This is a genomic window from Actinosynnema sp. NPDC023794, from assembly GCF_040639675.1.
GTDB classification, from domain to species: Bacteria; Actinomycetota; Actinomycetes; order Mycobacteriales; family Pseudonocardiaceae; genus Actinosynnema; species Actinosynnema luteola.
On sequence record NZ_JBFAFR010000022.1, the window covers coordinates 16,578 to 43,538 of the forward strand.

At 72.0% G+C, this 26,961-nt stretch carries 18 protein-coding genes; 11 read left to right on the forward strand and 7 right to left on the reverse strand.

The window, feature by feature from the left end:
* Window positions 1–107: 107 nt before the first annotated feature.
* The 4 genes from AB0H12_RS32395 to AB0H12_RS32410 form a co-directional block, all read right to left on the reverse strand.
* On the reverse strand, window positions 108–2,822 hold the full coding sequence (locus AB0H12_RS32395; RefSeq protein WP_499628192.1) for a hypothetical protein: 2,715 nt from the start codon (window positions 2,820–2,822) through the stop codon (window positions 108–110).
* A complete protein-coding gene (locus AB0H12_RS32400; protein ID WP_499628193.1) occupies window positions 2,819–4,495 on the reverse strand; it encodes a polyprenyl synthetase family protein in 1,677 nt (558 codons plus the stop codon). Before AB0H12_RS32400 ends, AB0H12_RS32395 begins: the two co-directional genes overlap by 4 nt.
* Window positions 4,485–5,333: a hypothetical protein gene (locus AB0H12_RS32405; RefSeq protein ID WP_499628194.1), complete on the reverse strand. Its 849-nt coding sequence runs from the start codon at window positions 5,331–5,333 to the stop codon at window positions 4,485–4,487. The genes AB0H12_RS32400 and AB0H12_RS32405 overlap by 11 nt, the downstream gene beginning before the upstream one ends.
* A 713-nt stretch (window positions 5,334–6,046) precedes the next feature.
* Entirely contained in the window at window positions 6,047–6,865 is an 819-nt protein-coding gene (locus tag AB0H12_RS32410; RefSeq protein ID WP_499628195.1) for a lipase family protein, read from the reverse strand.
* Window positions 6,866–7,085: 220 nt separating this feature from the next.
* Between AB0H12_RS32410 and AB0H12_RS32415 the strand changes: the two genes are divergently transcribed.
* Window positions 7,086–7,319 carry a hypothetical protein gene (locus tag AB0H12_RS32415; RefSeq protein WP_499628196.1) on the forward strand — a complete coding sequence of 78 codons (234 nt, stop codon included), beginning with the start codon at window positions 7,086–7,088 and terminating at the stop codon, window positions 7,317–7,319.
* Between the two features lie 98 nt (window positions 7,320–7,417).
* Here the strand turns inward: AB0H12_RS32415 and AB0H12_RS32420 are convergent, their stop codons facing one another.
* The 3 genes from AB0H12_RS32420 to AB0H12_RS32430 form a co-directional block, all read right to left on the reverse strand.
* On the reverse strand, window positions 7,418–7,984 hold the full coding sequence (locus tag AB0H12_RS32420; RefSeq protein WP_499628197.1) for a hypothetical protein: 567 nt from the start codon (window positions 7,982–7,984) through the stop codon (window positions 7,418–7,420).
* The gene (locus AB0H12_RS32425) at window positions 7,981–8,577 is read right to left on the reverse strand and encodes an 8-oxoguanine DNA glycosylase OGG fold protein (RefSeq protein WP_499628198.1); all 597 of its coding nucleotides are present in this window, start codon (window positions 8,575–8,577) and stop codon (window positions 7,981–7,983) included. The genes AB0H12_RS32420 and AB0H12_RS32425 overlap by 4 nt, the downstream gene beginning before the upstream one ends.
* Before the next feature lie 450 nt (window positions 8,578–9,027).
* A complete protein-coding gene (locus tag AB0H12_RS32430; RefSeq protein WP_499628199.1) occupies window positions 9,028–11,307 on the reverse strand; it encodes an RCC1 domain-containing protein in 2,280 nt (759 codons plus the stop codon).
* A gap of 151 nt (window positions 11,308–11,458) precedes the next feature.
* On the opposite strand from AB0H12_RS32430, the gene AB0H12_RS32435 reads away from it, so the two are divergent.
* The 10 genes from AB0H12_RS32435 (at window position 11,459) to AB0H12_RS32480 (ending at window position 26,925) form a co-directional block, all read left to right on the forward strand.
* On the forward strand, window positions 11,459–11,743 hold the full coding sequence (locus AB0H12_RS32435) for a DUF6188 family protein (protein ID WP_499628200.1): 285 nt from the start codon (window positions 11,459–11,461) through the stop codon (window positions 11,741–11,743).
* Between the two features lie 73 nt (window positions 11,744–11,816).
* Window positions 11,817–13,205: a cytochrome P450 gene (locus AB0H12_RS32440; protein WP_499628201.1), complete on the forward strand. Its 1,389-nt coding sequence runs from the start codon at window positions 11,817–11,819 to the stop codon at window positions 13,203–13,205.
* A 103-nt stretch (window positions 13,206–13,308) separates the two neighbouring features.
* Window positions 13,309–13,794 (forward strand): SRPBCC family protein, encoded by a 486-nt coding sequence (locus tag AB0H12_RS32445; RefSeq protein WP_499628202.1) that lies wholly within the window; start codon window positions 13,309–13,311, stop codon window positions 13,792–13,794.
* Between the two features lie 39 nt (window positions 13,795–13,833).
* Window positions 13,834–15,588 (forward strand): ABC transporter substrate-binding protein, encoded by a 1,755-nt coding sequence (locus tag AB0H12_RS32450; RefSeq protein WP_499628203.1) that lies wholly within the window; start codon window positions 13,834–13,836, stop codon window positions 15,586–15,588.
* A gap of 170 nt (window positions 15,589–15,758) precedes the next feature.
* A complete protein-coding gene (locus AB0H12_RS32455; protein ID WP_499628204.1) occupies window positions 15,759–16,670 on the forward strand; it encodes a DUF1702 family protein in 912 nt (303 codons plus the stop codon).
* Between the two features lie 33 nt (window positions 16,671–16,703).
* Window positions 16,704–18,602 carry a CRTAC1 family protein gene (locus AB0H12_RS32460; protein ID WP_499628205.1) on the forward strand — a complete coding sequence of 633 codons (1,899 nt, stop codon included), beginning with the start codon at window positions 16,704–16,706 and terminating at the stop codon, window positions 18,600–18,602.
* Window positions 18,599–19,546, forward strand: coding sequence for an enediyne biosynthesis protein UnbU (locus AB0H12_RS32465; RefSeq protein ID WP_499628206.1), 948 nt, complete (start codon window positions 18,599–18,601; stop codon window positions 19,544–19,546). Before AB0H12_RS32460 ends, AB0H12_RS32465 begins: the two co-directional genes overlap by 4 nt.
* On the forward strand, window positions 19,543–24,900 hold the full coding sequence (locus AB0H12_RS32470; protein WP_499628207.1) for an SDR family NAD(P)-dependent oxidoreductase: 5,358 nt from the start codon (window positions 19,543–19,545) through the stop codon (window positions 24,898–24,900). The genes AB0H12_RS32465 and AB0H12_RS32470 overlap by 4 nt, the downstream gene beginning before the upstream one ends.
* A complete protein-coding gene (locus AB0H12_RS32475) occupies window positions 24,893–25,312 on the forward strand; it encodes an acyl-CoA thioesterase (protein ID WP_499628208.1) in 420 nt (139 codons plus the stop codon). The genes AB0H12_RS32470 and AB0H12_RS32475 overlap by 8 nt, the downstream gene beginning before the upstream one ends.
* A 410-nt stretch (window positions 25,313–25,722) precedes the next feature.
* Window positions 25,723–26,925, forward strand: a complete 1,203-nt coding sequence (locus tag AB0H12_RS32480) for a DUF6004 family protein (RefSeq protein ID WP_499628209.1) — start codon at window positions 25,723–25,725, stop codon at window positions 26,923–26,925.
* Window positions 26,926–26,961: the final 36 nt, after the last annotated feature.

The window sequence follows — 26,961 nt, forward strand, 5'->3', positions numbered from 1 at the left end:
GCCTCAACGTCGAGGTCATCTGTGTCGAGCGGCGCGATCGTTCCCACCGGTCGTGCGCGAGTGCGCTCCTGTGCGGAGCCGGATCGGATCCGCACAGGAACGCCGGCTCAGCGGTTGCAGCGGGACGGTTCGTCCTTGCCCATCACCTTGGCGTGCAGGGCGAGCACGCGGGCGTTGCCGATCTTGGCCTTGCCATCGCTGTGCAGTCCCGTCGCGGCGTTCTCGTCCGCGGTGAGGCCGAGGACGTAGGTCAGGTACAACCCCTTGGACGCCTTGAGCGACGGCACACCGGTGATCCTCAGGATGGTGGCGTTCTTGTTGATCTTGTGTTCGATGTCGCCTTGGCTGCCTTGGGTTGTTCGTCCGCCGGTGTAGTAGGAGTACGAGACGAAGCCGCTCCAGCGGAAGCCGGACGGAGCGTTGAACTGCTGGGTGAGGCTGTCCAGGGCTTGTCCGGTGTCCTGCTCGAAGCCGACGGTGACGGCCAGGAACCCGGTTTCGCCCTGCTTGACCTCCAGCAGGGCGGGTTGGATGACGGGTAGCGCGCTGTCGTTGTTGGTGAACGTCTGCGGTTGCGCGGTGTCCTGCACGGTGGCCGTCAGGCGCAGTGGTCGTGAGTCGGCGAGGACGGCCGTACCGTCGGTGTGCCGGCCGGTCTGGGCGTCCGCCTTCGCCCTGATGCCCGCGGTGTAGGTGAGCACGTAGCCCTCACCGGCCCGGAACTGCTGCAGCCCGGTCAGCCGCAGGCGCCGGCCGCCGCCCTCCACGGAGGGCGTCAGCGTCGTCTCCCCGCTTCCCTGGCTCTGGCCGTCGACGTTGTAGTAGGTGAACATCATCGTGCCGGTCCACTCGAACCCGGTCGGCGCCTCGAAGACCAGCTCGGCGTTCGCCAGGTCGACCGGGTTGTCGTCCGGGTTCTCGACGCTGACGGCGATGTGCCCCTCGGCGCCCGGCGTGAGCGAGACCGCCGCGTGCTGGCAGACCTTCAGGTTGCCCTTCGGGGTGTACCCGGTCAGCCGGGTGTCGTGCGAGTCGGATTCGTCCGGCGAGGTGTTGCTGCACTTCTTCGACTCGACCTTCGCCGAGCAGGTGACCTTGCCGGTGGCCGCGCGGTCGACGGTACCGGTGACGGTGATCGCCGTGGTGCCGCCGACCGGCAGGTCGAGCGGTTGCCGGAACGTGCCGTCGCCGGCGCTGCCCGCACTCGTGGCCGACGCGCCGCCGGTGGTCCGGGAGACCGCGATGTCCACGTCGGACAGAGCCGGGTCGATTGCGCCGGTCACCACCGCATCGGGGACGTTGTTCGGGCCGTCGTTGCGGACGGTGATGGTGAAGCTGATCCTGGTGCCTGCTGCGGCCTCGGCGGCACCGTCGACGGTCAGCGGCATCGCGGTGGGCAGGGCGATGACGAGGTTGCGCAGGCAGTGCCGGGAGATCTGGCCGCCGGTGCTCGCGGACAGGCCGAGCTTGAACGTCTCCGGCACAGGGGCCTGGCCTTGGGCGAGCTTGAGGTCGACACCGTCGAACACGGTCGTGGTCGTGTCGCCACGGGTGAGGTGCACCGTCACCACGGCGTCGGTGATCAGCACCTGGACGTGCGCCCGGTCCGTCCAGGTCGCCTCCAGGCCACCGGGGGCGGCGACCCCGGTGATGTGGTCGAACCCGGTGGCGCGGTCACCGGAGCCGCGCAGCACGATGTGGTTCGGCTTGGGGACGTCCTCGGTGCACGGTCCGGCCAAGCTCCCGGAGAAGTTCCCGTACTTGTCGAAGCCCAGGCCGAGCCAGCCCTTGGTGACGCCGTCGCCCTTGCCGTCGGGTCCGCGGCTGTAGCCGAGACCGGCGCCGTAGCCGCCGACGTCGGTGTCGGCTTCGCCGTCGATGAGGTAGACGGCGAAGCCGTCGCCGTTCCCGCCCGAGCAGGAGAAGTCGAAGTCGACGGCGACACCGGCCGTGGAGGGGAACGGGACGTTCAGCAACGCCGTTCCCGCCTTGTTGTGCGCGGCAGGGGTCAGTTGCAGACCGTCGTCACCCGGGAGGGTGGCGTCACCACGCAACGTCCAGTCGTGCTCCAGGTCTTCGACCCGGGCGACCCGGAACGTCTCCTCGATCGGGAAGACCGCGATCGAGGGCGCCTCTTCCGTTCGCGCGGTCGGCTCGTCCGCGGTGGTCGGGCTTTCGTCGGTGGGGGCCTCGTGTTCCTGGCCGGGTTCCTCCGGGGCCGGGTCCTCGGGTTCGCCCAAGTGGGGCAGTCGTGCGCCGATGAGGTCGAACAGGCCGAGCACGACGTCCGAGTAGAGGTGGAAGCCGCTTTGCAGGGGTGGCAGCGCGTCGTCGTCGGGGCCACCGTCGGTGTCGGGTGTGCCCGGCGGGACGACCAGTCCGGTCAGGCCGCGCACCACTCCGTGCAGGGTCGACTGCGCGGTGGCGGTCAACCACCGGACCTGCGGGGTGGCGGTGATCTGCCGGATCGGGCGGGGCGCGTGGGTGTCGATCGCGGCGAAGGTGGCGTCCACCAAGCTCACCGGCAGGTCCAGCAGCTTGCCGAAGGTGGCGCGGGTCAGGATCGGCGGCGGCTCGCCGTCGATCATGAAGTCCTCCCACTCGAGCAGGTCGAACAGGAACTGGCCGCCCTTGTAGAACGGCCAGGGCGCCAGGGCGTCGAGGATCTGCCGGGCCCGCTGCGGGTCGTCCTGCCGGATCGCGGCGCCGCGGCGGGCCAGGGTGCACAGCACCTCGCGCAGCCGAGCGTTGATCCCGTCGGCGAAACCCAGCGCGGTCCGGTCGCCGTCGCGCAGGGCCGAGTCGTCGGAGCGGCCCGTCACAGCGGTCGGGTGGTGACGTAGTGGGCGATCTGTCGTAGCACTGCTTTTCCTTCGTTCTCAGGGATGATGGCGAGGTCGCGCTCGAACCGGTCGATGCCTTCGGCGGCGAGCCGGTCGGCGAGTTCGGTGGCGTACTCGATGGAGCCGTGCCGCCGCATGGCGGCGAGCAGCTCGTCGGCGTTGTCCTGTGACTTGTCGGACCGCGGTCGGTGCAGGAGTTCGCCGAGCCTCTGCCGCTCGCGGTCGCCCGCGTGGCGGAACAGGTGGATCAGCATCACCGTGCGCTTGCCCTCCAGCAGGTCGCCCAGCGCTTCCTTGCCGTAGAGGGCCTCGTCGCCGACGAGGTTGAGGATGTCGTCCTGGATCTGGAAGGCGATCCCGATCAGCCGGAACGCCTCGTCGAAGCGGCCCAGCACCGCCGGGTCCGTGACCCCGGCGCAGACCGCGCCCATCCGGCACGGCGTGATGCACGTGTACCAGCCGGTCTTCTTGGTGCTCATGGTGAAGTAGTCCTCGTCCCGGGACGGCACCACGCGGCGGTGGATCCACCCCAGTTCCATGGCCTGGCCCTCGATGGACTCCCGGCACATGTGCATGACTTCCTGGATGAGCCCCAGCGTCCGGGCCAGCCCGAGCGTCTCGAGGTTCGCCAGCACGGCGTCCACCGCGAGCAGGTTGAGCCCGTCGCCGGTGTTGACCGCCAGCCCGTTGCCGAACTCGGTGTTCATCGTGGGCAGGCCGCGGCGGTGGGTGGATTCGTCGGCGATGTCGTCGTGCACGAGGAAGCCGTTGTGGTACAGCTCCAGCGCGGCGGCGGCCCGCACCGCGTTCTCGGGCTTCTCCCCGAACGCGGCGCACGCGGCGAAGACCAACGTGGGGCGCAGGCCCTTGCCCTGGCGCGTCGGGTAGGAGCGCATCAGGTCGTACAGGTCGACTCTCGGCTCGCGGTCGGGCAGCAGCCGGTCGATCTCCTGGTTGGCGCGGTCGCGACAGGCCGTCATGGTCTGCACCAGGTCGGCGTCGTTGACCGGCCGCACCTCCCACCAGCCGGTGCTGCGGCGGCCGTCCCAGAGCAGCCTGGGCGCGGCGTTCGCGGTGCCGCCGATGGTCGCCTGGGTGCCCGGTTCGAGCGGTTGGCGGTTGGCGAGGAAGTCGACGGCGTGCCAGCCGGTCGGCTCGTCGCCGTGCGGGGAATGGCGCGGCGCCGGGCCGCCGGCGGTCGTGCCCCACAGGCGTGGCGCCTGCTCGCGGTAGTCGCGCCACAGCTGCTGCACGAACCGCAGGCCCGAAGCGCGTTGGGACAGCAGCACGAACGCTCGCCACACCGCCAGGACCTGGTCGCGAGACCCGCGGACGTCCAGGCTCTGCGGCAGCACCTGCTCGACCGGGGGACGTTGGGCGTCGAAGACCAGGTTCATCGCCCGGTCGTCGAACGCCACCTCGACGTCCGGCTCGCCGACGAGGTCCGGTTCGACCAGCAGGCGGCTGTAGCGGGCGGTCATGGTGGCCTTGCTGCCGTCGTGGAAGTGCAGCCCCAGACGGATCTCCCGCAGCTCCTCGGCGGCCGCGGCCACGATGGCGGGCGCGCGTTCCGACAACGCGGCCACGGTCTCCATCAGCAGCCGCGCACCGGTGTGCGGCGCGATCGTCGTCACCGGCGTCTCAGTCGTCACGGGCGTCTCCGGCGAACTCGACGATGCCGTGCGTCTCGAAGACGAACCTCCGGCCCGAGATCACGCCCTCGATCACGCAACCGCCGAGCAGTTCGTGCACGCTGAACGGCTTCAGACTGGTCTCCGACGGGTTGGCGATCCGGGCGGCCGTGGTGGGCCTGAAGTCCAGGACGAGCCGGTCCTCGCCCAGCCGCGCGGTGATCAGCAACCGGCCGGGCACCACGGGCGCGGGCGCGGTGGCCAGCGTGGCCGCCAGCGGCGGCACCAGCACCACCCGGTCGCGGTCGAGCTCGCCGTGCACCGCGACCTCCAGCCGGCGCCGGGGGAAGTGCCGCACCATCCGACCGTCCCGCCACAACATCACCGAGCCGTTGGCGGCGTCCCGCGGGTACTCCGGCTGGATGAGGGTGAACACCACCGACCACGGCGGCGGGGCCACCGGGTCGTCGGACGGCGCGTTGGCGAAGCCGAAGACCCACCCGCCCAGCACCGGCCAGCTCCACCGGCCGCGGACCCGTTCGTGGTAGCCCACCAACTCGCAGTGCGCGTCACCGCCCGGTGACCGCAGCGTCCCCGAGCCGCGCACGCCGGGTTCGGACTGCCACCGCAGGAACTGGTCGTCCCCGAAAGGCGCGCTCTGAGCCGTGCACGGCCTGCTGGTCCGGGACAGCCGCAGGTCGACCGCCGGCCGTCCCGCCACGGCCGCGACCTCGAACGCGGTGGGCGACGCGTGCGGGTGGGGCAGCCGGAACGCCGACCACGCCGGATCGGGCGCATTCGCGTTGAACTGGGTCGACGACCACCCGTGGACGGGGTTGTGCACCAGGAGGATGGCCATCCGCTGAGGCTCCGAGCGGGTGGCCGACCCGTCCGCCGGTGGTTCCGGGCCGAGCACTGACAGATTCGAGATCACCGCGTGCGAACCGGTCGACGACAGGAACGCGTAATGCAACCACTGGCGATCGAGCGGATGGCACAACTCCGACTCGGGAAAAGGGCCTCGCACGCCCAGCATCCAGCCCTCCAGACAATGCTGCCGCAGCAGCCGATTCGTCTCGACATCGCTCCCGCGAACACCGGAACGAGCGAATGATGACCAGGCGGTGAATCGGTCCACGGTGACGTCCACGCATCCTGCGAGCAAGAGATACCGCACCGGGTCGAGTCCGCGCGAGCAACTACCACCCATCGTGTGTCATGCCCCTGAAAGGGAGGCAATGCGGACCGCCCGCTTGACCGTGGCGGTCACTTTGGTCGCGTCCCGACCAGGGGACTTGCGCCGCGTCGACGTCTTCGCGTTGACCTGAAGGGGGAATGGGCGGCAATCGCGGGGCGATCGGGCGTCACTGGCTGTGCGTATCCGGCGGCGACACCTGTTTCTGTGCGCCACCGATTGTGTTTCACGGTATCCGACGTGGCGGTTGTCGGGGCACGTTCAGCGATTGACCCTGCGGGTGAAATTCCCGGCTTCGACGATCCGCGTGGTGGAGGACGGGATTCCGCTCCGGAGTTCAAGCGCGACACCGCATTGGCGCAGCCGAGGTCCCGTTCTCAGGGGAGGTTCTTCTCCAGGGCGGCCACGTACGCCTTCATGAGGTGGTCGCGCATCCCGTCGCCGGCCGGGGCGAACAGGTCGGCGGTCATTCCCTTGGCGCGGTCCAGCAGTTTGGACACCCGGGGCATGGAGTCGCGGACCTTGCCGGAGGAGTCGATGTAGCGCAGTGCGGCGACGTGGCGGAACAGCGGTCCGGGCGGGATCTGCGCGACGATGTCGTTGTTGTTGACCACCCGGAACGTGCGTCCGGCCAGTGCCCGGTCGTAGGCCTTCACCAAGGCGTTGTTGCACGTGCGGGGCTGCCCGAACGTGTAGACGCCGTCCGCCGACAGCCGTGGCTCCTCGAAGTGCAGCCACGCCGCGGCCAGCATCGCCAGTGCGCCGCCGAGGCTGTGCCCGGTGAACCACACCGTCTGCTCGCCGTTGCGCAGGTCCTGAACGGCGGCGACCACGGACGGGATCACCGCCCGCAACGCCTCGGCGAATCCATAGTGGACCAGACCGGTCTTCGCTGGTCCGGGCCACGGCGGAACGGTCACGTCGGAGAACCAGTCCCGCAACTGCAGTGGCTCGGTGCCGCGGAACGCGGTCACGATCATCGTCGGGCTCGCCATCGTGTACGCCTGGGTGTGGCTGAGCGCGAACGGCGGCTTGAACGTCGAGTAGTGGTGACACACGCGGTCGAACCCCCACTCACCTGCGGTGGCCTCGATCTCGTCCCGGTCCCCGTAGGCCAGTTCAGCGGCCTTCGCCAGGCAGTACGCCTGGCGGGCGTCGTACCCGGAGGCCAGGTGGTTCAGCGTCGGTGCAGACATCGTCCATTCCTCACGTAGAGAACAGGTCAGCGGTGGTCACGTTTCCTGCCACACGCCTGTGCCTACCTCCGCCGCAGCCCACCGCGCCACTGGCCGCGCCACGGTTCACCCCGCCGAGCAGCCTGATCACCCTGCCCCGGGGCGGCGTCCTGGCTTCTCGTGATCGACGTCGGCGGAGCGATGACGGACGTGAATCTTCGATGGGTGTCCCGGGGGAGTCGTGTCCCGCACCGCACCGTCCTGGCCGCGCCTGTCCGAGGTGGGGCGTGGCGTGCTGCTGGAGCTGCTCGTGCACGGCACCAAGTCGCGCAGCGAGCTCGCCGACCGGCTGCGGCTGTCCCGGCCCACGCTGCCCCGCGTGACCAACGACCACTACCACCACCCCAGGCGAGCCGACCCAACCAGAAGTGGGACCGCCGCGAGTTCGATCGGAAGAATGAGCCGGTGCGGGTGATCAGTTCACTGGGTGATCTCGTACGACGGAGACACGAGCGCTCTACGGGCGTCGTCTCGTGGTCGATCTGCTTTGACCTGTGCCTTCGCGATGGAAGATCACTCGGGGGTGACCAGGCCGTCTCGGTCGTCATCGGTCCAGTCGGGTGAGCGGCCGATCTCCGCGCAGTGCTCGGCCCAGGTCTTGCGGCGCCGGGTCGACGACGCTGCCCTGGTCCAGTAGGTGACCTGGCCGTTGTGGTGCCAGGCGCCGGTCGCGGGTCCGTACTGGCTGACGAGGCTGCCCATGCGTTCCAGTCGGCCGAGGGCGACGCCGAAGCGGACGCTGGAGGCGGTGTAGGCGCGGGAGCCGAACATGGAGTGCCCCTGCTCGGCGACGTGTGCGGCGAACAGGTCGGGGAAGCGGGTGCGCAGGCGGTGCTCGACGATCCCGTACTCGAGGAAGGGGTCGTCGGGGTCGACGCAGTGGTCGAGCGGGTCGAGCAGGTCGTCGGTGACGCCTTCCCACACGTCGCCCGGAGGTTGGACCGCCTCGCGCGTGGTGAACCACTCGTGGTCGTCGTGTGCTTGTTGGTTGGTGCAGAGGTACTGGAGCAGGCCGTCGGGGAGCCTGCGGGGAGGCCGCACGTCGTCCGCGGTGAAGCACTTCGGACAGGTGATGATCACGGTTGGTCCGCCGGGGCGCCGGCGAAGAGGGTGCGTTCGATTTCGTCGGGTGCGCGGTGGCGCTCCCGGGCCCACCGGGCCAGCAGGTCGCAGTAGCGCTGGTAGGTGTGTGCCGGCCACGAGCCGGCGGGGTCCAGGGAGGCCCAGCCGCAGTGGTCGCGCAGTGCGGTTGCCACGACCCGGTCCAGGACGAGACACGGGTGCTCCGGGTCGCCGCCTCCCGCGAAGTAGAGGAACTTGGTGAAGAACGACGGGCCCAGTGCCCGGATCGCGCTGCGGTTGTCCGGCCAGAGCAGCGCGTACGCGCCGGCGGCATCGTGTCGTGACTTCTCCGCGGCCTCGGCCAGGAGCTTCTCGGCGCGTGGCACGTCAGCGGCGATGCTGTCCAACCTGCGTGCGTTCTGCCGCAGGTGGCTGCCCGACCCCCAAGCCGGCGCCCGCCACAGCAAGGTGAACACGTCGTCGGCCTGTGCCCACACCTCGGCGCGGGTGAGCGTCGGCCCGACCGGCGGTGTGCCGGGTAACCCGCGGGCGCCGATCGCATCGCGCCACCACTGCTCCCGGACGTGGATCGCGTGGTCGTTGACGCTCACCTGGCGAGGACGGGAGGGCGCCGCCCAGCGTGGCAACACCGCTGTCGTCAGATCGGTCATCGACATACCGCGTGCATCGCTGTCCGCTGCCCGTCGTTACCGGTGGAGCCGCTCGGGACGTCAGAGGTGATTCACCGCGGCGGGTCTTCGACCCGGCGCTCAAGCACTTCGGCCACGCGTGCCGGGCGGGGAGTCGGTGTTCGTCGACCCGGCTCGGCGACGGCGGACAGTGGGCGGGAGTCGTCCGGTTGACGTTCCAGGACGGTGATCTGATGGCGCAGCGCCAGGACTTTCACGTCCTCGTGGCGATCACGGGCGGCCGGAAGGCGCTGGTCGCGCACAGATGGGCCAGTCGGGCAGCACGGCCAGGGTTCGCCTGAGTGCGAACAGGCGCTGAGGACTTGCCGGTGTGTCCGGCGGACCACGCGGCCCGCCGGACACACCCCCTGCTCACGGGTTCGGTACCAACGCCCACGCGGTGTGGTAGTCGGCGGCGATGGCGGTTGCCCCGGACAGACCCTGCACCGGAACCGGCACGGCCGAGTGCGTGTAAGTCCCGTCGTTGGCGAGCGTTTCGTAGATGTCGTGGCCCCAGCCCGCGACGGTTCCGCCGGCGCGGAGCGCGAGGGCGCCCCCGCTGAAGCTGGCGATCTGCGTCACGTCCGAGAGGTCCGACACCTGGACCGGGACCGCGGACGCGCACGCCTGCGAGTAGTCCTCGCACTCGACCCCGTTGCCGAGGAGACCTTGGTAGCTGGAGCCCCAGGCCCACACGGTGCCGTCGCCGCGCAGCGCATAACCGGTGTAGCGGCCCGCGTCGATCCCCGTCACCCCGGTCAGCCCGGAAACCTGCACCGGGACCGGGGAAGAGCAGAGCCCAACACCGGACGGGCCGCACGCCTGACCGTTGCCGAGCTGGGCGAAGTAGTTGGAACCCCAGGCCCAGACCGTGCCGTCACCGCGCAGCGCGTAGACACCCTCGCTGCCGCTGTCGCCCGACACCTCGGTGACGCCGGTCAGCCCGGACACCTGGACGGGCACCGACGAGGGCTGTCCGATCGACCCGTTGCCGAGCTCGCCGTGGCTGTTGAAACCCCACGCCCAGACGGTGCCGTCGGCGCGGACCGCGTAGCCGGTGCCCCAGGAACTGCCGATCGCGACGACGTCGGTCAGACCGGGGATCGGCGCCGCCACCGAGGAGTTGGCAGTACCGCCGTTGCCGAGCTGGCCCGTGCCGTTCCAGCCCCAGGCCCACACCGTGCCGTCCTCGCGCAGCGCGTAGCCGGTGAGCTGACCGGCGGCGATGGCGGTGACCCCGGTCAACCCGAGCACGCGAACCGGCGCCACGGACCCGCCGCCGTTACCGGCCTTCCACCCGTTGCCGAGCTGCCCCGAGTCGTTCTTCCCCCACGCGACCACCGTGCCGTCGGCACGCAACGCGTACTGGGTGCCCCACATGCTGCCGGCGATCGCGCGCACGTCGGTCAGCCGCGCCCGCGTCGGCACGGACGTCCACCCCACCGCCTCTGCGGTGCCCAGCGCGCGCTCGGCGCCGTTCCTGCCCCACGCGTAGATGCAGTCGGTCGTGCAGACGGGGGCGTCGAGCACCGCGAACGCGCCGGCCATGTCGGCGACGAGGTGAACGCTCCCATCGTTGTTGTACAGCTGGATGTCACGTGTGCTGCCGAGCCCGACCACGGCGGCGTTCGGCACGGTCTGCCCGGGGGACAGGTTGAGGTTCGAGGCGTTCGTCTGCTGACCCCTCCCGTACGCGGACACGTACGTCGCGGCCGTCGCGTCGACGCCGGTGATGTTGAGCACCACGGCCGTTGCCGTGATCGACGCCCTGGTCGTGAGTCCCAGGTCGACGATCTGCCGGGCGCCCACGGCACCGGTCCTGCCGCCGGTGCCGTCCCTGGTGTCGAGCACCCGCGTCGGGCTCATCGGGAGGAACAGGGCGCCGTAGTCGGGGGTGTGGAAGCCGGTCAGGTCGGCGATCAGGTCGATGGTGCCCGCGTTGTTGTAGAGGCTCACCGTGCGGTTCGCGCCCACGGCGACGGTGACGAGGTTGGGGCGGGTGTCGCCGGGGGGCACGTTCAGGTTCGACGCGGTGGGTCGAGGCGTTCCGGCGGGCCACGCGGTGACGTACGTGTCGGCGGTCGCGCTGGTGGCGGTCAGGTTGAAGGTGACCGCCGTGGCCGACGCGGGGATCCAGGCGGACAGGTCGACCGCACGGGCGCCGCCGGGGCCTACCGGCGTGTCCTGCCGGGTGTCCAGCACGCGGTTGGCGGCCAGCGCGGTGAACTTGGCTCCGGCGCCGGTGCTGTAGTAGCCGGCGAGGTCGGCGACGAGGTGGACGTTGCCGCTGTTGTTGTAGAGGTCGACCTTCCGGTCGGCGCTGAGCGTGACGGTGACCTGGTTGGGGCGGACGTCCCCGGGCGTCAGGTTCAGGCTCGACGCGACGGGTCGGGCGCCGCCGCTGGGGAACACCGTCACGAAGGTGGGCGTGGTCGGGGTCACCCCGGTGACGTTGAGGACCACGGCGGTGGTGGCGGCCGGAACACGGGCGGCGAGGTCGACGGTGACGGTTCCGCCGGCGCCGAGCGGGTTGCCGGTGTTCCTCGTGTCCAGCACGCGGACCGTGGACAGGGCGGTGAAGGACGAACCGGTCTCGCCGGCCTGGACGGCGGCCGGCGGAGGTGCCGCCGACGCGGGCTGGCCGGCGAGCATCAGCCCTCCGACCAGCAACGCACTCAGAGCAACGGGCAGTACACGACGCACAGCAGTTCCCCCCGGTAAGCAGGATCCCCCGACCCGCGTACCAGGATATTGATCGGCCGGTTGCCCGACAACTGTTCCGCCGGAATGCGCGAATTCCTTTGTGGACGAGCCGCTACCGGGTCAGGGGGTGGCGTGGACCGCCCATCCCTCGCGGCAGGCGGACACCTTCATCGCCGTCGCGCCTGCCTCGTGCGGTGAGCAGGCGACGGCGATCGAGGCGTCGAGGTCGGCGCCCCTCGCCGACGGCAGCAGGCTCGTGGTCGACAGCTCGCGGGAGTACGAGCCGTGGATGCTCTCCGGCCCGGCCGAACTGCCGGTCGTGTCCACTCCGGGCGGCGCGTCGGCGCTGTGGCACGCGTCGGCGACTCACGCGATCGTGTGGTAGCACGGGCTCGCCGGGTCTTCGTCGCACGGCTACGTTGCTTGAAAATCAACAGCACTCGGCGTGAGGACCGCTGATGTCGACCACCGCCACCGTCCGTCCACCCGGGACGTACCCCGGCGCGCTGCCCTTCCTGGGGCACGCACTGCGGATGAAGCGAAGTCCTGGCTCGTTCCTGCTCGAACTCCAGTCGGGCGACCCGATCACCCGGATCCTGCTGGGCCGCGAGCCGATGTACGTCGTCAACGACCCGGAACTGGTGCGCGACGTCATGCGTCGACCCGACGTGTTCGCCAGGGGCGGCCCGATCGCCGAGCGGTTCCGGCAGATGTTCGGCAACGGGTTGGGCATCTCCGACGGGCCGTTCCACCGACGGCAGCGCAGGTTGGTCCTGCCCGCGTTCCACCACGGGCGGATCGCCGACTACGCCGCGGTCATGAGCGCGCACGCGGAGGCCAAGGCCGCCTCCTGGCAGGACGGCCAGCGGGTCGCGGTGCACGAGGAGATGGACGAACTCGCGCTGGCGAACATCGTCCGGGTCATCGTCGCCGACGGTGCGTCCCTGGACCGGGCGCGGTTCATGGCCGCGACGTCGGTGGTGCTGGGTGGGCTGTTCCGCCGGATGACCGGTCCGGGGGTCCTCACCAGGCTGCCGACGCCGGGCAATCGCCGTTATCGCCAAGCGGAGGAGTTCCTCCGGCGGACGATCAAGGCGGTGGTCGACGAGTACCTGGCGACGAGGACCGACCGGGGCGACCTGCTGTCGAAGATGGTCCTCGCCGGTGACGACGGCGAACCGGCCATGGACGAGGAGCAGTTGCACGACGAGGTCATGACCTTCCTGATCGCGGGCAGCAACACCGTCAGCAACACCCTGTCCTGGGCCTTCCACGAGATCGGGGCGGACGCGGACGTCGAACGCCGCCTGCACGACGAGGTCGACCGGGTGTTGGCGGGCAGGACGGCCACCTACGAGGACATCGACCGATTGGTTTACACCCGACGGTTGATCACGGAAACGCTCCGCCACCGGACGCAGGGCCTGTTCCAAAGCCGTTCCACCACAGTGGACACTCGACTGGGCGACTACCACATCCCCGCCAGGACGGTCGTGCTCTACAGCGCGCACGCGCTCAACCACAACCCCCGCATCCACGCCGACCCCGATCGCTTCGACCCCGACAGGTGGCTGCCCGGGCGCGTCGATCCGCCGGCGCGCGCCGCGTTCCTGCCGTTCGGGATCGGGCTCCACGGGTGCGTCGGCGAAGGCCTTTCCTGGGCGGAACTGATCCTCTCCCTCGCCACGATCGCGGCGCGCTGGCGACTGGTGCCGGCGCCCGGCCACCGCGTGCGGCCGAAGCCCGCCGTCACGATGCCGGTGAACGCGTTGCCCATGATCGCGCGCAGCCGCGGCGTCCGGCCTCGGGCAGGCGGCTTCGCGGGGCCGGGAGGAGATCAGGGCTGATGCACTCGATCGGGGCCAACCGGGCGGCGGCGGCGATTCGCGGCGTCCTGGCGCGGTAGCGTCCTTCGACGCAGGCTGTGGGTCATCTCCAAGAGGAGAAGCCGTGGGCGATTCCCACCTCGAACTGTCTCCAGTGGTCGCGACGACGATGCTGATCCGCAAACCACCGGCGGAGGTCTTCCGAGCTTTCACCGATCCCTCGATCACGAGCAGGTTCTGGTTCACCAGGAGCAGCGGCCCGGTGGAGCCCGGAGCGGAACTGCGGTGGACGTGGGACATGTACGACTTGACGGTCACGGCACGGGTCAAGGAGTTCGAGCAGGACCGCAGGTTCGCCATCGAGTGGCAGAACGGCCCGCGGCCGACGACGTTCGAGCTGCGGTTCTCGCCGCACTCGGACGACGTGACCCGGGTCGACCTCACCGAGACGGGTTTCGGCGGCGCCGAACCCGACGAGCTCGTCACCTGGGCCCTGAACTCGATGGGCGGGTTCACCGAGGTGCTGGCCGCGGCGAAGGCGCTCCTCGAGCACGGCATCGTGCTGACCCTCGTCGCCGACCGGCACCCCGACGGCATCGGCGGCGGCTGAGCGCGTCGTCCCAAGGCCCGGTCATCCAGCGGAGGGGCGGTGTCCACCGTGCTCCAGTCACAGCGCAGGTCCCCCGGCACGGCGGTCGGCGCCGCGTCCCGCCGCGGCGGGACGTTGACGATGGTCGGCGCGGGGGACGTAGACCACCTCGACCCGGCGCTGGCCTACCACACCGTGACGAGGGGCATCCTGCGCGCGTACACCCGGCAACTCGTGGGGTACGTGGCCAGTCGGGACCGGGTCGAGGCGGGGACGCTCGTCGCCGACCTGGCCACCGAGGTGCCGACCGCGGCGAACGGGCGGCTCACGGGGGACGGCACCGGCTACGCGTTCACCCTCCGCGACGGGGTCCGGTGGCACGCCCCGAGCGGAGACCGCCCGGTCACGGCGTGGGACGTGGTGCGCGGCATCAAACGCCTGGCGCACCCGATGGCCAACAGCCCAGGGCTCGCCTACTACCTCAACGCCATCGACGGCATGGCGGAGTTCCGCGACGTGCTCGCCGACGCGCCCCGCACGGTCGAGGCGGTCGCGGACCGGTTGGAGCACACCGGGATCAGCGGTGTCGTCGCACTCGACGACACCGAGGTCCGCTTCACCACGCGCTACCCGATGTCGGACTTCCTCAACATGCTCGCCCTGCCGTTCGCGACGCCAGCGCCCGAGGAGTACCTGCTCTTCGCCCCCGGTAGCCCCGAACTGGACCAGGCCGTCATCTCCAACGGCCCCTACCGGATCACCGCCTACCGCCCCGGCGAGCGGATCGAGCTGCGCCGCAACCCCGCCTGGGACCCCGGGACCGACGACCTCCGAGCCGCCCACGTCGACGGCATCGAGATCAGGCAGGGCCTGGACGAGCAGGAGTCGCACGACCTCGTCGCCCGCGGCGCGGCCGACATGCTCTGGGACGTCCAGCCGCTCACCGAGGAACTCCCGGCGCTGCTCGCGACCGACGACCCCCGCCTGGAGGTGTGCCCCGCCGGCCTGCTCAGCCCGTACATCGTGGTGAACTTCGCCAGCGAGGCCGAGGACGGCGCCACCGGCAAGCAGGCCGTCCGCACCGCCCTCCAGTACGCGGTGGACAAGGCGGCGGTGTCACTGGTGTGGGGCGGACCGCGGCTCAACGACATCGCGGACCAGGTCCTGCCGCCGCTGTGCCTGGCGCACCGGGAAACCCGCCCGCACGGCACGGACGGAGGCCGGGGCGACCCCGAGCGGGCACGGCGGTTGCTCGCGGAGGCCGGCTACCCGGACGGGCTCACCCTGCGACTGGTCTACCGCGACCGCGACATCCACCCGGCCACCGCCGAGGCGGTGCGGGCGGGCCTGGCCAGGGCGGGCATCCGCGTGCGGCTCGTCCCGGCGTCGATCAACGAGCTGTTCTCGGAGTTCCTGTCCTCGTCGGCGTCCGCACGGCCGCGGGACTGGGAGCTCGCGCTCACCGGCTGGGAACCGGACTGGTACGGCAACAACGCCCGCACCTACCTCCAGCCGCTGTTCGACAGCCGCGACGTGCCGGAGAACGGCGACTGGGGCTCGAACTTCGGCCGCTACCGCAGCGAGCGGGTCGACCGACTGCTCACGGCGGCCCTCACGTCGGCTGACGAGGAGCGCGCCGGTGAGCTGTTCCGGGAGGTGGAGGCGCAGGTGCTGCGGGACGGGGCGATCGTCCCCGTCCTGTTCGCCCACCAGTACTGGTTCCACTCCACGAGGGTGCGGAACTGGCTGCCCTACCCGGTGCTCAACGGCGACCTCACCAACCTCTGGCTGGCGGACGGGAACGTGTCGGAGTGATGCGCGCTGACCTGGGGATACCGGCGACACCTTCGCGTGAAGATGACCAGACGACCTTGGGGTCACCCCGGTGCTCTGGTAGGCAGGGATCACTGGTCGAACCCTGTCCGGTAACGGATTCCGGCCGTTGGAGGGGTGATGCAGCTCCCGGGCTTGCTTTTACCGACGGCGTGGTCGCCGCGGTCGCCACGCGACTGGGATTGCCGCCGCGGCTGGCCGACTTCTCGCGCCGGGGCTTCCGGGTAGACCGCCCGGCGCAGCGCGCCGTCCTGGAACTGCACGCGCGGAACTTCCTCGGCGGGTTCAACCTCGCGGTGCGGTCGTGGCGACGACCGCACGAGCCGCTGAGCCGGGTCGACGCCGAGGAGCGCGGGTTCGCCTACGAAGGCGCCGCCATGTTCGCCGGGCTGCTCGACCTGGCCACCGCCGGCCGGGCCGGCGCCCTCGACCGCCTGCTCGCCGGACCGGGGAACGCGTACGCGCACCTGGTGCACGTCGGCGCCGGGTGGTTGTTGACGGCGGCGCGCGTGCCGGTGCTGCCTCGCCTGCCCCGCACACCGCTGCTGCGGTGGCTCGCCGTCGACGGCTCGGGTTTCGGCGAGGTGTACTTCGGTGGCACGCGGGCGTTGCTGCGCCGGGCTTCGCGCACACCGGGACCGGTGTGGCAGGTCCGCGTGGCCGGCTGCGGGCGGGCGCTGTGGTTCGCCGAGTCCGCCTGCCCGGCGGGGATCGCCGACGTGATCGACCGCGCGCCGTCGGTCGCGCGACCGCACCTGTGGAGCGGTGTCGGGCTCGCCGCCGCGTACGCGGGTGCGGCGGACGCGGCGGACCGCACCGAGCTGCTCGACCTGGCGGGGCGGCACCGGGCGCACTTCGCGCAAGGCGTCGTCTTCGCGGCGGGCGCCCGGGTCCGCTCGGGGATCGTGCCGCGGCACACGCGCGAGACGTGCGCGCAGGTGCTCGGCACGACCGCGGAAGTGGCCGCGCGCTGGGCCGACGAGGCCTGCGCGGACCTGCTCGACGCCACCGATGTGCAGGCGTACCTGGAGTGGAAGGCGCGGCTGCGCGACCGATTGCCCTAGAGATCCGAGCCGACCGCTCGCCAGGGAGGACCGATGCGTGTGACGGTGAACGCTGCCGCGCGCAAGACCTTGTCCGTGATCGTCGTGGTGGCCACCTGCGCCGCCGCCGGCCTGATGGTGGTGCGGCCGGGCCTCGGCGAAGAGACCTCCGCCGCCACCGCCGCCCGGTTCGGCTTCACCGCGGTGAAGCTCAACGAGAAGCCGGTCGGCGCGCGGACCGAGCGCGCCGTCGCGCCGGAACTGCACGGCATCCGCGGCTGGATCTCCTCGGTCGGCGCGGCCGTCGCGCTGGCGGACGTCCGCGGGACCGGGCGGGAGGCCGACGTCTGCCTCGTCGACCCGCGCGACGATTCCGTGACGTTGCGCCCCGTGCCGATCGGCGGCGGCGGTGTGCCCTACGCCCCGTTCGCGCTGCGGCCGGACGGCCTGCGCTACGACTCGACGATGGCGCCCATGGGCTGCGTCCCGGCCGACCTCGACGAAGACGGCGACGTGGACTTCATCGTGCACTACTGGGGCCGCTCGCCGGTCCTCTTCGTCAACACCGGCGGGAACGGCGTGCCCACCCGGTTCCGGGCCGACGAGCTGATCGAGCCGATGGCCCTGTGGAACTCCGGCACGCTCAACGTGGGCGACATCGACGGTGACGGCCACCTCGACATCCTGGTGGGCAACTACTTCCCCGACGGCGCGCGCGTCCTGGACCCGACCGCTGCCGACGAGACCCGCATCCGGATGCAGGACTCCATGTCCTCGGCCCGCAACGGCGGCGTGAACCGGATCCTGCTGACGCGGCCGACGGGTGCCGCGGACCGCAAGCCGGCCGTCGTGGACGCCAGCGTGGCCCTGACCGGCGACGCCGCCCAGTCGTGGACCCTGGCCACCGGGTTGCAGGACCTGACCGGCGACGGCCTCCCGGAGGTCTACCAGGCCAACGACTTCGGGCCGGACCAGCTGATGGTCAACCGCTCGGTGCCCGGCGCGGTGCGGCTGCAGGAGGTCATCGGCACCCGCGACCTGGTGACGCCGAAGTCCGAGGTGCTGGGCCGAGACTCGTTCAAGGGCATGGGCGTCGCGTTCACCTACCCCGGTGGCGCCGGCCTGCCGATGGTGGTCGTCAGCAACATCACCGTCCCCTATGGCCTGCACGAGAGCAACTTCGCGTTCGTCCCGGACGGCACACCGCAGGACCTGCTGGCGGGCGAGGCGCCGTTCACCGAGCGCAGCGAGGCGCTGGGCCTGGCCCGCGCCGGCTGGTGCTGGGACGTCAAGGCGGGCGACTTCGACAACGACGGCGTCGACGAGCTCTTCCAGGCCAACGGTTTCCTCAAGGGGGAGGTGAACCGCTGGCCCGTCCTCCAGGAGTTGGCGATCGCCAACGACGAGCTGCTGCGCCACCCGGCGGTGTGGCCGCGCTTCGGCCCCGGCGACGACTTGTCGGGCCACGAGCCGAACCGGTTCTGGGTCCGCGACGCGAGCGGCCGGTACTCCGACCTGGCGGACCGGGTGGGCGCGTCCTTCCCCGACAACACCAGGGGACTCGCCGTCGGCGACGTCGACGGCGACAACCGCCTCGACGTCCTGGTGGCCAACCAGTGGGAGGACTCCGTGCTTCTGCTCGGCGGGAAGGGCGGCCCGGCGGCGGACCTGCGCCTGGTGCGCCCCGGCGCCGTCGGCGGGTTCGTCGACGCGATCGGCGCGCAGGTGGAGCTGCACCACCCCGACCGGCCGCAGAAGGCGCAGCTCTACCCGGCGAACGGGCACAGCGGCGTGTCCGCCGCGCGACTGCACTTCGCGCTGCCCGGAGGAGGTCCGGTGCGGGCCACGATCACCTGGCGGGACACCTCCGGCACGCACCGCGCCGAAGTCCTGGTCACGCCCGGGCACCGCACGGTCGAGCTCGGCCCCGCAGCGACGGCGGTGGCGCGATGACGGCGACACGCCTGGACGGCGCCTCACTGGACGAGCGGGCGCTCGTCGCACCGGGTAAACCCGGGTTGACCCCCGATCAGCGCCGGGTCAAGGCGCTGACCCGGTTCGCCGTCTCGATCACCCTGTTCAACGTCCTCGGGCACCTGTTCCTCGGGTTCGAGCAGGCGCCCATCACCCCGATCGTCGCGGTCCTCGTCAGCTATGCCTCCGCGTTGTGCTTCGAAGCGCTCGACGCCTGGGCGTTCGGCAGGCGGGCCGAGTTCGCCAAGGGCCGGCGGGCGTTCGTGGTCTTCCTGCTGCCGGCCCACATCACCGGTCTGGCGACCGGGATGCTGTTGTGGGGCAACGCCTCCTTGTGGCCCTACATCTTCGCGATCCTGGTGGGCAACGGGTCGAAGTACCTGGTGCGGCTGCGCGTCCGGGGCAGGCTGAGGCACGTGCTCAACCCGTCCAACACGGGCATCACGGTGGTGCTGCTGCTGTTCCCGTGGGTGAGCATCGCGCCGCCCTACCACTTCACCAGCAACACCTCGGGCGCGATCGACTGGCTGGTGCCGCTGGCCGTCCTCGCGGCGGGCACCGTGATCAACGCCAAGCTGACCGGCAGGATGCCGCTGATCGCCGGCTGGGTCGGCGGGTTCGTGGCCCAGGCGGTGCTGCGCTGGTCGCTGCTCGACCACCACCTGCTCGCGGCGCTGGCGCCCATGACCGGGCTGGCGTTCGTCCTGTTCACCAACTACATGATCACCGATCCCGCCACGAGCCCGACCGGCACGCGCGACCAGGTCGTCTTCGGCGTCACCGCGGCGGCGGTCTACGGCGTCCTGGTGGTGTCGGGGGTCTCCTTCGGCCTGTTCTTCGCCCTGGTGATCACCTGCGTGCTGCGCTGCCTCGGCCAACTCCACCGCACCGGCCGTCGCGGCGCGCCGGGAACCACCCCGTGAGCAGCGCGCAGCCGATCGCGGTGGTCGGCATCGCGTGCCGCTACCCGGACGCCGATGGTCCCGCCGAGCTGTGGGAGACGGTGGTCGGCCGCCGCCGCGCGTTCCGCGTGCTGCCCGATCGGCGGCTTGGCGCCGGGTACCGGGGCGCCGAGCCCGACCAGACCTACCTGACCCACGCGGCCCTGCTGCGCGGGTGGGAGTTCGACCGGCACCGGTTCGAGGTGCCCGGCCCGCTGTTCCGCGCTGTCGACCAGACGCACTGGCTCGCCTTGCAGACCTGTGCGGAAGCGCTGTCGGACGCCGGGTTCGGGGATGCCGACGGGCTCGACCGCGACCGCGCGGGCGTCGTCCTGGGCAACTCGCTCACCGGGGAGTTCTCCCGCGCCGCCCAGTTGCGGCTGCGCTGGCCGTTCGTCCGGCGGGCGGCCGTCGCCGCGCTGTCGGGCGCGGGCGTGCCCGACAGCCAGGCCGAGCACGCCTTGGAGCTGCTCCAGGACCTGGTCCGGGAACCGTTCCCGGAGCCGGGCGACGAGACGCTGGCCGGAGCCCTGTCCAACACGATCGCCGGCCGCGTCTGCAACCACTTCGACCTGCACGGCACCGGCTACACCGTCGACGGCGCGTGCTCGTCGAGCCTGCTGGCGGTGATCACCGCCTGCCGCGCCCTGGCGTGCGGCGAACTGGACTTCGCCCTCGCCGGCGGGGTGGACCTGAGCCTGGACCCGTTCGAGCTGGTCGGGTTCGCGCGGCTCGGCGCGTTGGCCGAGGGCCGGCGGATGAGGGTGTACGACGCGGACCCGACGGGCTTCCTGCCGGGTGAGGGCTGCGGCGTGGTCGCGTTGATGCGCGCCGACGACGCCCGCCGGAAAGGGCTGCGGGTGTACGCCCTGGTGTCCGGGTGGGGCATGTCGTGCGACGGGGCGGGGGGCTTGACGCGGCCGGAGGCGTCGGGCCTGGTGCGCGCGCTGGACCGGGCGTACGCGACGGCGGGCGTCGACCCCTCGGCGGTGGGGCTCGTGGAGGGGCACGGCACCGGCACCGCCGTCGGCGACCGGGTCGAGCTGGTGGCGCTCAACCGCGTGCGGGCCGGTGCGGCCACGCGCGCCGCGCTCGGCTCCGTCAAGGCCAACGTGGGCCACACCAAGGCGGCGGCGGGTGTCGCCGGGTTGATCAAGGCGGTGCTCGCCGCGCACCACCGCGTGCTGCCGCCGACCACCGGGTGCGAGGACCCGCACCCACTGGTGTCGGGCGCCGACAGCACCCTGCGCGTGCTCGACGGGCCCGAGCCGTGGCTGGACCGGACGCGGGTCGCCGGCGTGTCCGCGCTGGGGTTCGGCGGCATCAACGCGCACGTCGTGCTCTCCGGGTGCGGTGGTGACGGCCCCGGCGTCGTCCCGGAGCCGATGCTGCGGTGGAGCAGGTCGTTGCCGGCCCACGAGATCGTGCTGCTGACCGCCGAGGACCGCGACGACCTGGCCGCCCGGCTGGCGGACCTGGCGGCCAAGGCGGGCTCGTTGAGCGCGGCCGAGCTGCACGACCTCGCGGCCACGCGGCACCGGTCGGCGACGCCCGATCCGGCGTTCCGCTGCGTGCTCGTGAGCGATTCCCCCGAGCGGCTGGTCAGAACCGCGGACCGCGCGGCGCGCCGGGTGCCGGGCTGGGCGTCGACCCTGCTGGTCGACCGCGAGGAAGGCTTCGTGCTCGCGCGCGGGGCCAGGGGTCGGGTCGGGCTGCTGTTCCCCGGCCAGGCGGCGCCGGTGCGCGCCCGCCTCGACGACTGGGCGCGCGACTTGACCGTGCCCGGGATCGCCGAGGACGTGCGGCTGCACGACGGCGCGACGGCGACCGCCATCGCGCAGCCCGCCATCGTCCGGCAGTCCCTCGCGGCCCTGGCCCTGCTCGCCGAGCTGGGGTGCGACGCGGTGGCCGCGGTCGGGCACAGCCTCGGCGAGATCACCGCGCTCGTGTGGGCGGGAGCCCTGTCCGCCGAGGAAGGGCTGAGGCTCGCCACCGCCCGGGGGCGGGTGATGGGGGAGCACGGACGTGCGGGCACCGCCATGGCGAGCATCGGCCTGCCCCTGGACGCGGTCGAGGAACTGGCCGGGAGCACCCCGGTCGTGGTGGCCGGGCTCAACGGCCCCGACCAGGTCACGATCGCGGGCCGGACGGCGGACGTGCGCCGGGTGGCGGAACGCGCGTTGCGGGCTCGGGCCCGCGCGAAGGTGCTCGCGGTGTCGCACGCGTTCCACACCGAGGCGATGCGCCCGGCCGCGGCGCCCTTCGCCGAGGAGCTCCGGCGGGTGCGGCTGCGGCCACCGCGCCGCACGGTGTTCTCCACCGTCACCGGTCACCGGCTGGACCCGGACACCGACCTTGCCTCGCTGCTGGTGGACCAGCTCACCGCGCCGGTCCGGTTCGCCGACGCCCTCGCCGCGCTGACCGCGACGTGCGACCTGCTGGTCGAGGCCGGACCGGGCACCACGCTCACCTCGCTGGCGACCGGGTTCCCGGCGGTCTCGCTGGACCCGGGCGGCGCCGGGCGGGAGCACGCGATCGCGCTCGCCGCGCTGGCCGCGGTGTCCGCGTGCGACCTGGACCGGTGGTTCGGCGACCGGGCCCACCGCCACCTCGACCTGGACACGCCCATCACGCTGCTGGCGAACCCGACCGAGACCGAGGTGGTGCCCGCCAAGCGGACCCCGGAGCCCGAGCCGACCACCGGTGCGGACCCGCTGCGGGTGCTGCGGACCCACCTGAGCCGCACGCTGGAACTGCCGCTGGCCGGGATCCGGCCGGACCGCAGGCTGCTCGCCGACCTGCACCTGAACTCGTTGCAGGTCGTCCAGCTCGTCGCCGAGGCCGCGGACCTGCTGGGCAGGCGCGTGCCGGCCCTGCCGCCGTCGCTGGACACGATGACCGTCGGCGAGGTGGCCGAGCTGGTCGCGAGCCGGCCGCCGGTCGACCAGACCCCCGACGCGGTCGACGGTGTGCGCCCGTGGGTGCGGTCGTTCGAGCACCGCTGGGAGCCGTGGACCGGGCCCGCGCCCGGTGGCGCGGTGCGCTGGACCGTGCCGGCCGCCGCGCCCCGGTGGCTCCACGACGCCGCGAGGAGCTCGGAAGTGGACGACGCGGCCCAGGACGGCCTGGCCGTGTGGCTGGCCGACGACGCGGGGATCGCGGTGGTGGCGGACCTGCTGCGGACCATCGCCGCGCACCGGCCCGACGTGCTCGCCGTGCTGCACCGCGGCCACCCGGCCGCTGCCGCCGTGGCGAGCAGCGCCGCGGTCGAGATCGCGTCGTGCACCGCGACCTCGATCGAGCTGACGGACGGCGCCCGCGACGTCGACCTCCGCCTGGCCGGGATCGGCGGGCGGCTGCGGGTGGACGCGACGGGCGACGTGCGGCGTTCGGTCACGGGGGTGCGCCCGGCGACGCCCGGCGGGCCGCTGCCGCTGGGCCCGGGCGAGGTCTGCCTGGCCTCCGGGGGTGTCGACGGCATCACGGCGCGCTGCGCGGAAGCCCTGGCCCTGAGCACCGGGTGCACGCTCGTCTTCCTCGGTCGATCGCCGCGGGAGGCGGCACGGGTGCGAGCCGGGCTGGCCGCCCTCGACCGGCGGGTCACCGCCCACTACGTCGAGTGCGACGTCACCGATCCGGATCAGGTGTGCACGGCGGTCGTGGCGGCCCGGGCGCACGGGCCGGTGCGCGCCGTCCTGCACGGCGCCGGCCTCAACGTGCCTCGCGCGCTGGGCGCGGTCACCGGGAAGACCCTCGCCGCGACCGTCGCGCCCAAGGTGACCGGGCTGGACAACCTGCTGACCGCGCTGGGGGAGCCGCCCGCGCTGCTGGTCGGGTTCGGGTCCATCATCGGCCGGCGCGGTCTGCCCGGGCAGGCCGAGTACTGCGTCGCCAACGACTGGCAGCGCGCGCACCTGGAACGGTGGGCCGCCGCGAACCCGGCCGCCCGCACCAGGGCGCTGGAGTGGTCGGTCTGGAGCGACGTCGGCATGGGGTCCCGCATGGGCGTGCTGGACTCGCTGCGCGACCGGGGCATCACGCCGGTCGAGCCCGCCGCGGGAGTGGCGGCGTTGCTGGCCGTGCTGGCCGACGAGGACGCGCCGGTGACGCAGCTGGTCGCCGGGCGGTTCCCGGACGGCCCGACGCTCTCGGTGTCCGGACCACCGGCCGAACCGCTCCGGTTCTCCGCCGACCCCCTCGTCCGCGTGCCGGGGGTGGAGGCGGTCCTCGCACCCGTGATCTCCGCCGGCAGCGACCCGTACCTGGACGACCACCGCGTGGACGGCGTCCCGGTCCTCCCGGCCGTCGTCGGTTTGGAGGCGATGGCCCAGGCCGCGGTGGCCGTGGTCGGCGAACGGGAGGCCTGGGAGTTCACCGACGTCGAGCTGTCCGCCCCGGTGATGGTGAACCCGCACGAGCCGCGTCCGCTGCGCGTGGCGGCGCTCGCCCGGGACGAGGTCGAGCCCTCGGTGGACGTGGTGTTGCGGGACGGTTCCGACGGCTTCGCCACCGACCGCTTCCGCGCCGTGATCCGGCCCGCCCCGCCCGCGCCGCACGGCCTGGCCCCGACGACCGCACCGCCACGACGCGACGGGCCGCACCCGTTCTACGGCCCGCTGCTGTTCCACTCCGGACGCATGCGCGGACTGGTCGACTACGAGCACCTGTCCGCCTTCCGGGTCCGGGCGTGGGTCCGGTCCGGCGAGGAGCGCTGGTTCTCCGAGCACCACGCCCCGCGGTTGCTGCTGGGCGACCCGGGCGCGCACGACGCCGGCATCCACGTGCTGCTGGCGTGCCTGCCCCACCGCCGGGCGCTGCCCGTCGCGGCCGAACGGGTGGTGGTGTGGCGACGCCCCACCGGCATGGTGCTGGTCACCGCCGAGGAGCGGTCGCGGGAGGGCGACGACTACGCCTACGACCTGTGGCTGTCCGATGAGGACGGTGCGCGGGTCGCGCGGTGGGAAGGGCTGTGGCTGCGCGCGTTCGGCGACCGGCCCTGGCCCGGCCCCGTGCCCACGCCCCTGGTCGGTCCGCTGCTGAGCAGGCGGCTGGCCGAACTGGGCATCGCCGACCGCTTGGAACTGGTGAGCACCGACGACGGCGTGGTGGCCGGCGGGGACTCGCCCGTGGGTGTCGGGTGGGCCCACGACAGCCGGACGGCGGCCGCGAGGGCGCTGCTGGACCTGGGGTTGCCCGGTGGCGACGAGGTGGTCGTCGACCGGGCCACCGACGACGGGCTGCTGGTCGGTGGCACCCCGGTGGCGGAGGTCGTCACGTTCGTCGGCCCGCGGTCCGTCGCGGTCGCCCTGCCCCGGAGGGGTGGAGCCGGTGCGTGAGTACCACTGGCGGCACGTGGTGACGTTCGACGAGACCAACCTCGTCGGCAACGTCTACTTCGCGCAGTTCCTGCACTGGCAGGGTCATTGCCGCGAGATGTTCCTGGCCCGGCACGCGCCCGGGGTGCTCAAGGAGCTGAGCGGCGGTGGTCTCGTGCTGGCCACCACGTCCTGCTCGATGGAGTACTTCGGGGAGTGCTTCGCCTTCGACGAGGTCGACATCGCGATGACCCTGCGCGAGCGGTGGCGCAGCGGGCTGCGGATGGCCTTCGACTTCCGGCGCGACGACCGGCTGGTGGCGCGCGGCGAGCAGAGCGTCGCCTGCCTGCGCCGCGTCGGGTCAGGGGTCGAGCCCGTCGACGTCCCGGACGAGCTGGTCACCGCGCTGGCGCCGTACGAGCTCGCGCGGTGAGGGACCGTCGTCCCGCGCCGCCCGGCGCTCCTCCCCGGCTTGGTCGAGCGATGACCCGACGGCGGCCAGCGCGGTCAGGTAAGAGGTTTCGTCGTGGCGCGGCACCATCTCGTCCTCCGAGCCCCAAGCCGAAGTGGCTATCGGAAACTGAACCGTGCTCGACGCTACTCCAGTGGGTCGGTGCGGCGTGCTGCCACGAACGGGTCGACTTCGCCCGAGGGCTGTCCGGGGGTGGGTCGACGTTGTGTATCCGGGTAACACCAAGGGATTAACCGACACACGCCTGTGTTGTGAAGTCGGAGGCCGACACCTCCATCGGCCTGGACCATGGCTATCGGAACACATAGCTTGTGTCACTTGTGGACGGTCTCGCCACTTCCTCGTGCGAGACAGACGCTGGAGGTAGAGCAGTGAGCAATCCCCGGGAGACCTACGAGTCGCTGAACCTCGAACCGAAACCCATCCGACCGCACATCCTCGCCGCCGCGACCGTCGTGTTCGGCGAGGACTACTACGCGGGCCGGCGCGAGACCATCAACCTGTCCGGCTTCGTCCAGCTGAACAAGTGGCCCATGCCGGGGTTCGAGCACCGGGTCGACGAGAAGGGGTACGCGGAGTTCGAGACCGAGCTCATCAGCGCGCCCGAGGTCGGCATCAAGGGCTTCAGCTACGAGCTCGACGACCGCATCCAGGTCCTGTCCAACCCGTTCCTGCCCAACACGGGCCACGTCCGGCAGATCGTGCCGGGCAAGAACTTCCCGGCGGAGTTCTACATCCGCCGCTTCGGCATCCTGGAGACCAGCACGCTGCGCCTGGCGCACCGCAACGTGATCGACATCCACGGCGTGGTCGACCACGTGCCGCCCTTCAAGAAGCCGCTCACCGGCCCGTACCTGGGCAAGCCGCGCGGCGACGGCCCGTTCGAGGTCGTCCAGGCGCCCAACGTGGCCCGCGGCACGACGTTGCCCGAGGCGTGGTACCCGGCCGACGACGAGAACCAGCCGATCGGCATCACGCCGACGGTGTTCTTCGCCCCGAGCGCGGGCCCCTGCATGTCGATGCTGGTCGACCCGTCGATGATCATGCAGGTGTCGCTGGAGGGCCGGATCGAGGTCGAGGTCGGCGGCAAGACCGTGCACGTCGACCTGGCTGGCGACCACCGCAAGGCCGCCGGCACGGAGATCCTGCTGTTCGGTCCGGAGAAGCACGCCGAGGGCACGGGCGTCCTGGCGCAGATGGCGCGGCTGGCCGTCGTGGGCCACTGCCCGGAGCTGGGCGGTCGGGTCATGCTGCGGGCGAGCTGGCCGCGGGTGTCCGGCGGCACGCTGGGCGAGGGTTCCGAGGAGAGCCTCAGCCGCGTCAGGTTCCCGGGCGAGCTGCACCTCGACGCCGAGTTCGAGCTCATGACGCCGCAAGCCACGCTCTACGCGGCGAACTCGGTGCACGTCAGCGGAAACCTCACCGACATGGGCGCGACCGGCACGGAGCTGTCGATGAGCGGCGTGGACGCCCCGCTCGTGACCACCGACGACGAGGTCAAGGCTCGGCTGACCGGCGTGCGGCTGGTCATGCGCGACGCGTTCGTCGGGGAGCACGCGGCGGTCAACGTCTGACAGCGCGCCGGCGGTTTTCCGGACATACTCGTCTTT